The following is a 14,745-nucleotide window of genomic DNA, read 5'->3' as shown; positions in this document are numbered from 1 at the left end:
GTTTATATACTTATACTTTCAATTATGCTGCAGAAAAATCTATATCATGCCCCGGCTTAAGCTTAACGTATGCTTTTTTCCAGTCAGATCTTTTACCCATAAAACGACCAAATCTTTTTGTTTTTCCTTTAACATTTAATAGCTGAACTTTTTCAACTTCAACATTAAACATTAATTCTACCGATTTTTTCACTTGTAATTTAGTAGCCTGATTAGCCACTTTAAATACAAATCTATTGTCATTTTCTGCTGCAACAGTACTCTTCTCAGATACAACTGGTGCTTTTATAGCATTCGAAAGATTAAACTCTACACTCATGATAACTGCGCCTCAATTGCTTTCAACGCTGCAGGTGTAGCAATAACATTATCTGCAGCAATTAACATAACCGGATCAAGTTCGTTTGCAGTAGTAACTTCCAGGTTCACAACATTTCTTGAAGATAAGTAAATATTTTCAGTTAACTCATCTGCAATAATCAAAACCCGTTTTTTACTTAAGCCTTTCAATTTTGCAACCAACTCTTTTGTTTTTGGAGTCGTAGGCATAATATCAGAACTTGCTACCAGTCTATTTTGGCGCAGTAACTCAGATAAAATAGAACGTATTCCAGCACGGTACATCTTTTTATTCAGTTTCTGATCAAAAGATCTTGGCTGTGCTGCAAACGTCACTCCACCACTTCTCCAAAGTGGACTGCGTATTGTACCAGATCTTGCACGACCTGATCCTTTTTGTTTCCAAGGCTTTGCTCCACCACCACTGACAGCGGCTCTATTTTTTTGTGCTTTCGTTCCTGAACGCAAGCCAGCCAAGGCCTTTGTAGCTAGCTGATGAACCAGAGCTTCATTATATTCTCGCCCAAAAACATCTTCGCTAACCTCTACTTCACCCGCAGAGTCTGCACTATTAAGTGCTGGTATTTTGACACTCATGACCTATCCTTTATTTTTTTGCTTGATTGCTGGCGTTAATATTACATCACCACCTTTAGCACCAGGAATCGCACCCTTAACTAATATAAGGTTTCTTTCAGCATCAATTGAATGAATCGTCAGGTTTTGCGTGGTAACGGATTCCGCCCCCATATGACCAGACATTTTCTTACCTTTGAATACACGACCCGGCGTTTGACACATTCCGATAGATCCATTCGATCTATGCGAAATTGAGTTACCGTGTGTTGCATCTTGCATCTGGAAGTTATGCCGCTTTACACCACCCTGAAAACCCTTACCAATGCTAGTCCCTTTAACATCGATAATCTGGCCATCAGAAAAAAGACCCACAGTTAGCTCAGATCCGATCTCTAAATCGGCACCTTCATCTTCGCCTAGTCTAAATTCCCACAAACCACGACCAGCAGTCATATTTGCTGCTGCATAATGACCTGCCAATGCCTTATTAACTTTTGATGATTTCTTTTCGCCTGCAGCAACCTGCACCGCACGATAACCATCCGTATCCAGCCCTTTGACTTGAGATACCCTATTTGAATCTATTTGTACAACCGAAACTGGTACAGACACGCCATCTTCTGTAAAAACACGTGTCATTCCACATTTACGACCAATTAGACCTAATGCCATAATTAAACCCTCTTACTACTCAAGCTTAAATAAGCTTTATTTTAACGTCGACACCAGCTGCTAAATCTAACCTCATTAGCGTATCAACAGTCTTATCGGTCGGCTCGACTATATCAAGCAGACGCTTATATGTTCTCAATTCATACTGATCACGCGCATCTTTATTTACATGCGGTGAAGTCAGAATTGTAAAACGTTCATGTTTTGTTGGTAGCGGAATAGGCCCTTTTACTTGCGCGCCTGTTCTTTTTGCTGTTTCAACAATTTCACCTGCAGATTGATCAATTAATTTATGATCAAATGCTTTCAGGCTTATTCTAATTGTTTGACTTGACATATTTCTTACTCAATAATTTTAGCAACAACACCCGCACCAACCGTACGTCCACCTTCGCGAATCGCAAAACGCAAACCGTATTCCATCGCAATCGGGGCAATCAAAGTCACTTCAACTGATACGTTATCACCAGGCATTACCATTTCTGTTCCTTCTGGTAATTTAACCGCTCCAGTTACATCTGTTGTTCTGAAGTAGAACTGCGGGCGATAACCGTCAAAGAATGGTGTATGACGACCACCTTCATCTTTTGATAAAATGTAGATTTCTGATGTAAATTTGGTATGTGGAGTGATTGAACCAACATGCGCCAATACCTGACCACGCTCAACTTCTTCACGCTTGGTTCCTCTTAACAAAATACCTACGTTATCGCCGGCCTGACCTTCATCAAGCAACTTGCGAAACATTTCAACACCAGTACAAGTTGTTTTTGTAGTATCTTTGATACCAACGATTTCAATTTCTTCGCCAACCTTGATAATACCACGCTCAATACGCCCAGTTACCACTGTTCCACGACCTGAAATTGAGAATACATCTTCAATCGGCATCAGGAAAGCACCTTCTGTTGCTCTCTCTGGCTCTGGGATATAAGTATCTAGCGCATCAACTAATTTTAAGATAGACGGCACACCTAGATCACTGGTATCACCTTCTAGCCCTTTTAAAGCTGAGCCAACGATAATTGGTGTATCATCACCAGGGAATTCGTATTGATCTAGAATCTCACGAATTTCCATTTCTACCAATTCAAGCATTTCGTTGTATTCGTCAGTACCAACACCACCGCAATCTTCTGCAAGTAGATCAGCTTTGTTCAGGAATACTACGATATAAGGCACACCTACTTGTCTTGACAATAGGATATGCTCTCTTGTTTGCGGCATAGGTCCATCAGTCGCACCACAGACTAAAATAGCACCATCCATTTGCGCCGCGCCAGTAATCATGTTTTTCACATAATCCGCGTGACCCGGACAGTCAACGTGTGCGTAATGACGTGCGCCTGACTCGTATTCTACGTGTGATGTTGCAATTGTAATACCACGCTCACGCTCTTCAGGTGCATTATCAATTTGATCAAATGCCTTAACTTCGCCACCCAGCTTCTCTGCCATAACTTTCGTTAACGCAGCTGTTAGAGTTGTTTTACCGTGATCAACGTGACCAATTGTGCCGACGTTTACGTGTGGTTTATTACGTTCAAATTTTTCTTTAGCCATTAGCCCATACCTTTTTTAAATATCAATTCTTATGAAGTTTTTTGAATAATTGCACTTGCGACTTTTGCAGGCGTCTCATTATATTTTTCAAATTGCATACTGTAAGTAGCACGCCCTTGAGTTGCTGAACGAAGGTCAGTTGCGTAACCAAACATTTCAGCTAACGGCACTTCGCAGTTAATTGTCTTACCTGTTGGCGTATCCTCCATCCCTAGAACAATACCTCTACGCCTATTTACATCTCCTACAACATCCCCCATATAATCCTCAGGGGTTACGATTTCTACTTTCATGACCGGCTCAAGCAGGATTGGCTTAGCCAGCCCCGTACCATCTCGAAATGCCATTGACCCCGCAATCGAAAAAGCCATTTCATTTGAGTCCACATCATGATACGAGCCATCAAGCAGAGTTGCCTTAACATCAACAACCGGATAACCCGCCAGAACTCCATTTTTCATTTGTTCCTGTATACCCTTATCAACGGCCGGGATAAATTCTTTTGGAACCGTACCGCCCGATACCTCACTAATAAAGGAATAACCAGACCCCAACTCCATGGGTTCTAGCTTAATAACAACATGTCCATACTGGCCTTTCCCGCCACTCTGACGGATAAACTTCCCTTCCTGCTCAACTACCTTTTTAATAGTTTCACGATAAGATACCTGAGGAGCACCTACATTCAAATCAACCGCAAACTCTCTACGCATACGATCAACAAGAATCTCAAGATGCAACTCACCCATCCCTGAGATAATGACCTGCCCCGACTCTTCATCTGTCATCACATGAAAAGACGGATCTTCTTTCATTAGTCTTTGCAGTGCCGCAGCCATTTTATCCTGATCTGCCTTGGTCTTTGCCTCAACCGCTATTGATATAACCGGCTCAGGAAAATCAATATTTTCCAATATTATCTGTGCCTTTTCAGCACATAGCGTCTCACCTGTCGTTACATCCTTAAAACCTACTGCAGCAGCAATATCGCCGGCCCTAACTTCACTAATCTCTTCCCTGCTATTAGCGTGCATTTGCAATAACCGACCGACACGCTCACGCTTACCTTTAATAACGTTATAGACAACACTACCCGATTCAAGCACGCCCGAATAAACCCTAAAAAAGGTTAACGAGCCTACGAAGGGGTCTGTTGCTATTTTAAATGCTAAAGCAGAAAAAGGTTCATCGTCTGAAGCATGCCTTTCTGCATACCCCCCGTCGACTAACTCACCCGAAATAGATTTAACATCTAGCGGGGATGGCAAAAAATCAATCACTCCATCCAGTATGCTTTGCACGCCTTTATTTTTAAAAGCTGACCCACAATAGACAGGCGAAATATCATTTGCAATGGTTCTTAGCCTGATACCTGTTTTAATATCTGCCGATGATAATTCACCGCTTTCCAGATATTTCTCCATTAAGTCATCATTAGCTTCAGCCGCCGCTTCCACTAAATTCTCACGCCATTCCTCAGCGCTACTCTGTAATTCTTCAGGTATTTCCTGCTCAAAAAATTTCATGCCCATATTGGCATCTTCCCAATATATGGCTTTCATTTTTATCAAATCAATAACACCAGAAAACTCATCTTCAGAGCCTACTGGTATTTGCATGGCTACCGGGTTACCAGCCAGCCTATCAGAGATTTGCTCTAATACCCTGAAATAGTCAGCACCCGAACGATCCATCTTATTGATAAAGACAATTCTAGGCACTTCATATTTATTTGCTTGCCGCCAGACTGTTTCCGACTGCGGCTCAACCCCCCCAACAGCACAAAAGACTGCACAGGCGCCATCAAGAACCCTAAGTGAGCGCTCAACTTCAATTGTGAAGTCAACATGCCCAGGGGTATCTATAATATTGATACGATGCTTGTCGTATCGACCTTCCATGCCAGACCAAAAGCAAGTTGTTGCCGCCGAAGTAATGGTAATACCTCTTTCCTGCTCTTGCTCCATCCAGTCCATAACAGCCGAACCATCATGAACTTCACCTATCTTATGAGAGACACCCGTATAATACAGAATCCGCTCTGTCGTTGTGGTTTTACCCGCATCGATGTGAGCCATAATACCTATATTTCGATATTTTTCAATCGGCGTTACACGTGCCACTCCAGATACCTACTTTATTACCAGCGATAATGCGAGAACGCTTTATTCGCTTCAGCCATTCTATGTGTATCTTCACGCTTTTTAGCTGCAGATCCGCGCCCTTCGACCGCATCCATAATTTCACCAGCTAATTTTAAAGGCATGTTTTTTTCATTTCGTTTACGAGAAGCCTCAATCAACCAACGCATAGCAAGCGCTATCCGACGACTAGGTCTAACTTCAACAGGCACCTGGTAAGTTGCACCACCGACCCGTCTAGATTTAACTTCAACCCTTGGCTGAATATTTTCTAAAGCTTTAGAAAAAGCCTCCAATGGCTCTGCGTTACCTTTAGCTTCAACCGCTTCAAGTGCGCCATAAACTATTTTTTCTGCTACTGATTTCTTCCCGTCAACCATAACCATATTCATAAATTTGGTTAAAGTAACGCTACTATATCGTGGGTCTGGTAAAACTGTTCGTTTTATCGCCGCTCTTCTTCTTGACATTTATATCACCAACATTAGGTCTTTAAATTTTAGCTCTTAGGCTTTTTTGTACCGTATTTAGAACGGCCACATCTACGACTGTCCACACCTGAAGTATCCAGGCTTCCGCGAACAACGTGATAACGAACACCAGGTAAATCTTTTACCCTTCCCCCACGAATCAGAACAACTGAGTGTTCTTGCAGGTTATGTCCCTCACCACCAATATAACTACTAACTTCTGAACCGCTAGTTAGTCTTACCCGCGCTACTTTACGTAATGCTGAGTTTGGTTTTTTTGGTGTAGTTGTATAAACACGTGTACACACCCCACGTCGCTGAGGACAAGCCTCAAGCGCTGGCACATTACTTTTTTCAATTTTTCTTGTGCGCGGCTTACGAACCAACTGGTTTATAGTAGCCATAAGTTAAATTACTCCGTCTTGCATTTTCTGCTTAGTGCACTAAAAATACACTTAATTAATTACAATAACTCTATTGAGCAGGACATTTTATTATCCTGCCTTGGTAAAGTCAACTATTTCTTATCATTCCGCATTTAACGCTTGCTTTAATGCCGCTTCAGCATCAATAACTTCCAAAGATTTCAATTCTTCAGGCGTTTTAATTGATTCTAATTTTGCTTCCTGACGTTTTCTTCTCGCTTCATGAAATGCCAGACCTGTTCCTGCAGGAATTAAACGCCCCACAATTACATTTTCTTTCAATCCATATAACTGATCTTTCAAGCCGCGAACTGCTGCATCAGTCAAAACTCTCGTTGTTTCCTGAAAAGAGGCTGCCGAGACAAATGATTCAGTTGCGAGAGATGCTTTAGTAATACCTAACAACATAGGATCATAACTTGCTGGAATTTTTCCTTCCGCTTCAAGTTTGTCATTAATCTCTTTAACAGCTACTTTTTCAACCTGCTCACCTTTTGTATATGAGCTATCACCCGATGCCGTAATTTCTACTTTACGTAACATCTGACGAATGATTGCTTCAATATGCTTATCATTAATCTTTACCCCCTGGAGGCGATAAACATCCTGAATCTCTTTAACCAGATAAGTAGTAAGCTCCGTCACACCTCGTAGGCGCAAAATATCATGTGGAGTTAGCTCACCTTCAGCAATGGTTTCACCCTTATCTACAAACTCACCCTCAAACACGGTAATATGACGCCACTTAGGAACCAGGGTTTCATATTGCTCACCTTCAGAATCGGTAATAACAATACGCTGCTTGCCTTTAGTTTCTTTACCAAAACCAATAACCCCTGTTGCTTCAGCTAAAATAGCAGGATCTTTTGTTTTTCTGGCTTCGAACAAATCAGCCACACGTGGCAAACCCCCTGTTATATCACGAGTTTTACTTGATTCCTGAGGGATTCTTCCCAGAACATCACCGACATGAATTTCAGCACCATTCTTTACCGCAACAATTGATCCGGCCGGTAATACATACTGCGCCACTAAATCAGTTTTTGGCAATATGACATCTTCGCCATCCTCAGTAACCAGCTTAACTAAAGGACGTAAATCCTTACCAGCACTTATGCGTTTCTTTGGATCAATTACTGTCGTTGAACTTACACCAGTCACCTCATCAGACACTTCCTGTACTGACAATCCCGGCTCAAAATCTACCAGTTCAACTCTACCCGCAACCTCAGTTACCACTGGATGTACGTGCGGATCCCAGGTAACAACGATATCACCAGACTGTACAGCACTTCCTTCTTTACAAGTTAACTCAGCACCATAAGGAATCTTGTATTTTTCCTTTTCACGACCAAATTCATCCATCACACCTACTTCACCCGATCTTGATACCGCAACCAGGTGACCTGCCTTATTTTCTACAGTTTTTAAGTTGTGTAGTTTAATAACTCCATTAGATTTAACTTGAACGTTACTAATAGCAACCTGCCGTGAAGCAGCCCCACCAATATGGAAAGTACGCATGGTTAGCTGCGTTCCGGGCTCTCCAATGGATTGTGCAGCAATTACACCAACGGCTTCTCCACTATTGACCATATGCCCACGACCCAAGTCACGCCCATAACATTTAGCACAAACCCCATGCCGATTATCACAAGTAATAATCGAGCGCACAAAGACATCATCAATACTATGCTTCTCTAGCACCGAGACAAAATGCTCATCCAGCATTGTTCCGTCATCTATCAGCACTTCTCCTGAAGCTGCACTTATCACATCACCAATCACTACCCGACCTAGAACACGCTCCGCCAGAGGCTCAACAACATCTCCACCCTCAATAATCGGAGCCATTAACACTCCATTGCTAGTACCACAATCAACGCCATTAATAACCAGATCTTGAGCCACATCAACCAATCTACGTGTTAAATATCCAGAGTTAGCTGTTTTAAGAGCAGTATCGGCCAATCCTTTTCTAGCTCCATGTGTGGAAATAAAGTATTGCAGTACATCCAGGCCTTCACGGAAATTTGCTGTAATCGGTGTTTCAATAATGGAACCGTCTGGTTTAGCCATCAAACCACGCATACCCGCAAGCTGACGAATCTGCGCAGCAGATCCCCGCGCACCAGATTCAGCCATCATAAAAATAGAGTTAAATGATTTTTGCTTTAATATAGTACCATCATCTACTACCTCATCAGTTCCTAAATTATCCATCATTACTTTAGCTAACTTCTCATTGGCATGAGACCAGATATCAACGACCTTGTTATATCGCTCTCCATCAGTTACCAGACCAGCAGAATATTGATCCTGTATCTCGATCACTTCTTTCTCAGAGTCAGCCAAAATACCCGCCTTCTCTTTTGGTATTTCCATATCATTGATACCAAAAGAGATTCCAGAGCGTGTCGCGTATTTAAAACCAAGATACATAATCTGGTCAGCAAGAATAACGGTATCTTTATTACCTAGATAGCGATAACTGAAATCAAGTAAGCGTGAGATATTCTTCTTGGTCATATCACAGTTAACAAGCTCAAACGGCATGCCTTCAGGTACAATTTCCCAGATCAAAGCTCGCCCAACAGTCGTCTCATAACGCACTGTTCTATACTTAGGCTCTGTCTCAGGCTCAACTTCAGTATCCTTATTGATTACCCTTTCAGTAATCCTAACTAGAATTTTAGATTGTAATTCAACAACTTTTGCATCTAACGCTCTTTTAACTTCATTAACATTAAAAAAAGCAGCACCATCACCTTTAGCTTTAAGTTTTTCACGGCTAATATAGTAAAGCCCTAAAACTACATCCTGAGATGGGTTAATAATTGGCTCACCATTAGCGGGTGACAAAATATTATTTGTCGCCATCATCAAGGTTCTTGATTCTATTTGTGCCTCAATCGATAATGGAATATGCACCGCCATCTGATCACCATCAAAATCAGCATTGAAAGCACTACATACCAATGGATGAAGATTAATCGCTTTACCTTCAATCAGGGTTGGCTCAAAAGCCTGTATACCCAGTCTGTGCAATGTTGGAGCGCGGTTTAATAGAATTGGGTGCTCATGAATAACCTCTTCAAGAATGTCCCAGACTTCAGCGCCTTCGCTTTCCACTAATTTCTTGGCCGCTTTAATTGTTGTTGCTAGACCACGCAACTGTAACTTACTAAAAATAAATGGCTTGAATAATTCAAGTGCCATTTTTTTAGGTAGTCCACATTGATGCAATTTTAGTGTTGGTCCTACTACAATAACCGAACGCCCTGAATAATCGACTCGCTTACCTAATAAGTTTTGTCTGAAACGTCCCTGCTTGCCTTTAATCATATCAGCAAGTGATTTTAATGGACGTCTATTAGTACCAGTAATTGCTCGGCCACGGCGACCATTATCCAATAAGGCATCAACCGACTCTTGTAACATTCTTTTTTCATTACGAATAATGATATCAGGTGCACTTAAGTCCAGTAGACGATGTAAACGGTTATTTCTATTAATAACACGTCTATATAAATCATTTAAATCTGATGTCGCAAAACGCCCACCATCCAGCGGCACTAAAGGTCTTAGCTCAGGCGGCAGCACTGGTAATACATTCATCACCATCCATTCAGGACGGTTAGATGAACCTAACAGTGACTCAAGAACTTTTAAGCGCTTGGAAAACTTTTTAATCTTGGTTTCCGAGTTTGTCGTATTGATCTCTTCTCTTAACTGATCAACCTCGGCTTTAATATCAATCGTTTTTAGCAACGCATAGATAGCTTCAGCACCCATTTTTGCAACGAATTCATCACCGTACTTTTCAAAAGCATCTAAATATTCATCATCAGTTAATAGCTTCTTTCTTTCCAAAGGTGTTAAGCCTTCTTCAAGCACTACAAATGACTCGAAATATAAAACACGCTCAATTTCACGCAACGTCATATCTAATAACAGCGCAATACGCGAAGGTAATGATTTTAAAAACCAGATATGCGCTACCGGACTTGCAAGTTCAATATGCCCCATACGTTCACGACGCACTTTAGACAAAGTCACTTCAACGCCACATTTTTCGCAAATCACGCCACGATGTTTTAAACGCTTATATTTACCACACAAACATTCATAATCACTTACCGGACCAAAAATTTTGGCACAGAAAAGACCATCACGCTCAGGTTTAAAAGTACGGTAATTAATGGTTTCCGGCTTCTTAACCTCTCCATAAGACCAGGATCTGATCTGATTAGGTGATGCCAAGCCGATGCTGATTTCATCAAAATCAACTGTTCTATTTTGGCGTTTTAAGAAATTTAATAAATCTTTCAAGAGCTTATCCCCTTTGTATTTGTTATCTGGCAGAACCAGAACTCATCAGCTAAAAACTATTTATAAAAGTATTTATTGCACTTCTATATTAATAGCTAGCGAGCGAATTTCTTTAAGCAGTACATTAAATGACTCTGGCATACCTGCTTCCATCTGGTGATTTCCATCGACAATATTTTTATACATACGCGTACGACCCGTTACATCATCAGATTTAACCGTTAACATTTCTTGCAAGGTATAAGCTGCACCATAAGCTTCCAGCGCCCAAACCTCCATTTCTCCAAAACGCTGCCCACCAAACTGTGCTTTACCGCCTAATGGCTGCTGCGTTACCAGACTATATGGCCCCGTTGAACGCGCATGCATTTTGTCATCAACCAAATGATTCAATTTCAGCATATGCATATACCCAACAGTGATATCACGTTCAAATGCCTCCCCCGTCAAACCATCATATAAGGTAGTCTGGCCGCTTTCAGGAAGCTCGGCTAAAGATAACATATAACGAATTTCACTTTCACTTGCACCATCGAATACTGGAGAAGCCATAGGCACACCGGCCACTAGATTTTTCGCCATTTCAATAATTTCTGCATCAGAAAAGGCATCCAGATCTTCCGCCTGACCACTGCTATTATAGATTTTATCTAAATAGCCTTTTATTTCTGTTACTGCCGCATTTGCTTCAAGCATTTTACCAATTTTTGCACCTAGCCCTTTTGCAGCCCAGCCCAGGTGAGTCTCTAGTACCTGCCCAACATTCATCCGTGACGGTACACCTAGTGGATTTAAGACTATATCAATCGGCGTTCCATCCGCCAGGTACGGCATGTCTTCAATTGGATTAATTCGAGAAATAACCCCTTTATTACCATGTCGTCCAGCCATTTTATCGCCTGGCTGAATACGTTTTCTAACAGCTAAATAAACCTTAACCATTTTCAAAACGCCTGGAGCCAAGTCATCACCCATAGTGATTTTCTTATGCTTTACCTCAAAGCGCTCATCAAATTCCTTACGTAATTTGACAATCTGTGCTTCAAGACCTTCAAGCTGCACATTTAGCTCTTCGTTTTCCATTTTAATACTAGACCATTCAGAACGCTTAATAGCATCCAGATAATCCTGAGTAATTAATGTAGACGATTTCAAACTGTTTGGACCAGAAAGTGCTTTTTCACCAATAATAATATTTGCAGTACGCTGATAGACATCCTTTTCTACAATCGCTAGCTGGTCATTCAAATCTTTTCTATAGCTTTTAATTGCTGCGTCTTCATTAGCAAGTGCACGCTTATCTTTTTCTACGCCATCACGGGTAAATATTTGCACATCAATAACGGTTGCGCGAATACTACCTGGCACTCTTAACGAAGTATCTTTTACATCAGCAGCTTTTTCTCCAAAAATTGCTCTAAGTAGCTTTTCCTCAGGTGTAAGCTGAGACTCACCTTTGGGCGTTACTTTACCCACAAGAATATCACCACCCTTAACTTCAGCACCAACATAGACAATACCTGAATCATCAAGCTTGGAAAGTGCCTCTTCACTGACATTTGGAATATCAGCAGTAATTTCTTCCGGGCTGTGTTTAGTATCTCGAGCAATACAGGTTTTTTCTTCAATATGAACCGAAGTAAAGCGATCTTCTTTAACTACTCGCTCAGAAACTAAAATAGAATCTTCAAAGTTGTAGCCATTCCACGGCATAAAGGCAATTAGCATATTCTGACCCAATGCCAACTCACCCATATCTGTAGAAGGACCATCCGCCATAATATCACCGGCAGCAACAAAATCTCCCGGCTTAACTAATGGTTTCTGATTAATACAAGTATTTTGATTTGAGCGTACATACTTAATCAAATTATAAATATCTACCCCTGTTTCCGCAGACTCTGTCTCGCTATCATTAACACGAACCACGATTCTACTTGCATCAACACTGGCAACTTCTCCACCTCGTTTAGCAACAACGGTTACCCCTGAATCCTTGGCGACCGTACGCTCCATCCCTGTTCCTACGAGTGGCTTTTCAGCCTTCAGAACTGGCACAGCCTGACGCTGCATATTCGACCCCATCAAGGCCCTGTTAGCATCATCATGCTCTAAAAATGGCACAATCGAAGCCGCAACAGAAACAATTTGCTTAGCTGATACATCCATATAATCAACATCTGCAGAAGACACAAGAGTAAACTCATCTTTGTAACGACAAGATACCAGGCCTTCAACTAACTTGCCCTTTTCATCCACGGGCACACTTGCCTGGGCAATAACAAAATTACCCTCGCCTATTGCTGAAAGATAATCAACCTTATCGGTAACAATGCCCTTTTGAACTTTACGGTAAGGTGTTTCCAGAAAACCGTATTCATTAGTACGCGCATAAACAGCTAATGAGTTAATCAGCCCAATATTGGGCCCCTCAGGCGTTTCAATCGGACAAACACGACCATAGTGAGTCGTATGTACATCTCGAACTTCAAAACCAGCTCGCTCTCTAGCTAGACCACCAGGCCCTAACGCTGAAACACGACGCTTATGTGTTACTTGCGATAATGGATTATTTTGATCCATAAATTGCGATAACTGACTAGAACCAAAAAATTCCTTAACTGCTGCAGAAACTGGTTTAGCGTTAATAATTTCCTGAGGCATCAAGCCTTCAGAATCAGCCAGTGTTAAACGCTCTCTTACAGCACGCTCAACTCTGACCAAACCAACTCTGAACTGATTTTCAATCATTTCGCCGACTGATCTTACTCGACGGTTACCTAGATGATCGATATCATCAACGATACCACGATCATTTCTAATATTAATCAATTCTTTTAAGACATTAATAATATCTTCTTTACTTAATGTACCTTCCCCTTCAGAATCAGGTATACCTAGACGACGATTAAATTTCATTCGTCCTACCGCCGATAAATCATACCTGTCTTCGGTAAAAAATAGATTTTTAAATAAATTTTCTGCCGAATCTGCTGTTGGCGGCTCTCCTGGGCGCATCATACGATAAATTTCTATCAACGCCTCTAAGCGATTGGTAGTGGTATCGACGCGCATCGCTCCAGATAAGTATGGACCTCTATCCAGATCATTTACATACAAGGTATTAATCTCTGTAACACCTTCACTAATTAGTTTTTCTAAGAGTTCTTCAGTAATTTCATCATTAACATTAGCAACTAACTCACCCGTTGCTTCATCTATAATGTTATTAGCTAATATATTTTCATATAAATACTCTCTAGGAACTTCCATTTCCTTAATTTTGTCTTTTTGCATCTGCCTAATATGTTTAGCAGTGACACGTCTTCCTTCTTCTACTAATACCTTGCCATCGAATTTTATATCGAAGCTTGCAATCTCACCCTTTAATCTTTCTGGAATGAGATTCAACGAAATTTTATCGGCACTAATAGCAAATTTATTTGTTTCGAAGAAAATATCTAACATTTCTTCATTATCATATCCCAATGCACGCAACAAAATGGTTGCAGGGATTTTCCGGCGACGATCAATTCTGACAAAAACACAGTCTTTATGATCAAACTCAAAATCTAGCCATGAGCCACGATACGGAATGACACGCGCGTTTAATAGTAACTTTCCTGAAGAATGCGTTTTTCCTTTATCATGATCAAAAAACACACCAGGGCTACGATGTAATTGAGAAACAATGACTCGCTCTGTACCGTTAATAACAAATGTTCCATTATCTGTCATCAAAGGCAATTCACCCATATAGACTTCTTGCTCTCTTATATCCTTAACTACTTTTGTACTACCAGGCGCATCTTTATCATAGATGACTAAACGTGCAATAACACGTAATGACGCTGCATAGGTTGCACCACGCTGCTGGCATTCACGCACATCGAAAACAGGATCACTTAAACGATACTTTACATACTCCAGAACTGCATAGCCTGAGTGGCTCTCAATTGGAAATACACTGGAAAATGCTGCATGCAGGCCACGATCTTTTCTTTTAGCGGGTTTGATACCAGTTTGTAAAAATCCAGCATAAGAATGGATTTGCGTTGCCAGCAAATAAGGCACTTCTAGTACTTCATTTGCTTTTCCAAAATTATTTCTGAGGCGTTTTTTTTCAGTAAAAGAGTAAGCCATATTAATTCCTTATCCTTTGTAAAGAGTAGGTTTCTGAATTCGTAGCGTTATAAACAGTAAAAGGCCGGCGACTACTCAAGT

General features: G+C 41.1%; 10 protein-coding genes. All 10 read right to left on the bottom strand.

Going from position 1 to position 14,745, the window contains the following annotated elements:
* Positions 1–22 precede the first annotated feature (22 nt).
* Positions 23–319 carry a 50S ribosomal protein L23 gene (gene rplW / locus CDZ78_RS01895; protein WP_087868439.1) on the bottom strand — a complete coding sequence of 99 codons (297 nt, stop codon included), beginning with the start codon at positions 317–319 and terminating at the stop codon, positions 23–25.
* Positions 316–936 (bottom strand): 50S ribosomal protein L4, encoded by a 621-nt coding sequence (gene rplD / locus CDZ78_RS01890; protein ID WP_087868438.1) that lies wholly within the window; start codon positions 934–936, stop codon positions 316–318. Before rplD ends, rplW begins: the two co-directional genes overlap by 4 nt.
* A 3-nt stretch (positions 937–939) precedes the next feature.
* Complete coding sequence (gene rplC, locus CDZ78_RS01885) at positions 940–1,590, bottom strand: 50S ribosomal protein L3 (protein ID WP_087868437.1); 651 nt, start codon at positions 1,588–1,590, stop codon at positions 940–942.
* 25 nt (positions 1,591–1,615) lie between these two features.
* Positions 1,616–1,927 carry a 30S ribosomal protein S10 gene (rpsJ, locus tag CDZ78_RS01880; protein WP_087868436.1) on the bottom strand — a complete coding sequence of 104 codons (312 nt, stop codon included), beginning with the start codon at positions 1,925–1,927 and terminating at the stop codon, positions 1,616–1,618.
* A 5-nt stretch (positions 1,928–1,932) separates the two neighbouring features.
* Positions 1,933–3,153: an elongation factor Tu gene (gene tuf, locus CDZ78_RS01875; protein WP_087868435.1), complete on the bottom strand. Its 1,221-nt coding sequence runs from the start codon at positions 3,151–3,153 to the stop codon at positions 1,933–1,935.
* 29 nt (positions 3,154–3,182) lie between these two features.
* Positions 3,183–5,276, bottom strand: coding sequence for an elongation factor G (gene fusA / locus CDZ78_RS01870; protein WP_087868434.1), 2,094 nt, complete (start codon positions 5,274–5,276; stop codon positions 3,183–3,185).
* Positions 5,277–5,293: 17 nt separating this feature from the next.
* Positions 5,294–5,764: a 30S ribosomal protein S7 gene (gene rpsG / locus CDZ78_RS01865; protein WP_087868433.1), complete on the bottom strand. Its 471-nt coding sequence runs from the start codon at positions 5,762–5,764 to the stop codon at positions 5,294–5,296.
* A gap of 29 nt (positions 5,765–5,793) precedes the next feature.
* Complete coding sequence (rpsL, locus tag CDZ78_RS01860; RefSeq protein ID WP_087868432.1) at positions 5,794–6,168, bottom strand: 30S ribosomal protein S12; 375 nt, start codon at positions 6,166–6,168, stop codon at positions 5,794–5,796.
* A 123-nt stretch (positions 6,169–6,291) separates the two neighbouring features.
* Complete coding sequence (gene rpoC / locus CDZ78_RS01855; protein WP_087868431.1) at positions 6,292–10,521, bottom strand: DNA-directed RNA polymerase subunit beta'; 4,230 nt, start codon at positions 10,519–10,521, stop codon at positions 6,292–6,294.
* A 72-nt stretch (positions 10,522–10,593) separates the two neighbouring features.
* Positions 10,594–14,664 carry a DNA-directed RNA polymerase subunit beta gene (gene rpoB / locus CDZ78_RS01850; protein WP_087868430.1) on the bottom strand — a complete coding sequence of 1,357 codons (4,071 nt, stop codon included), beginning with the start codon at positions 14,662–14,664 and terminating at the stop codon, positions 10,594–10,596.
* Between the last annotated feature and the right edge of the window lie 81 nt (positions 14,665–14,745).

This window comes from Bathymodiolus platifrons methanotrophic gill symbiont (assembly GCF_002189065.1).
GTDB lineage: Bacteria > Pseudomonadota > Gammaproteobacteria > Methylococcales > Methylomonadaceae > Methyloprofundus.
The sequence above is the reverse complement of the archived record's forward strand: the minus strand, read 5'-3'. Positions and strand labels throughout refer to the sequence as shown.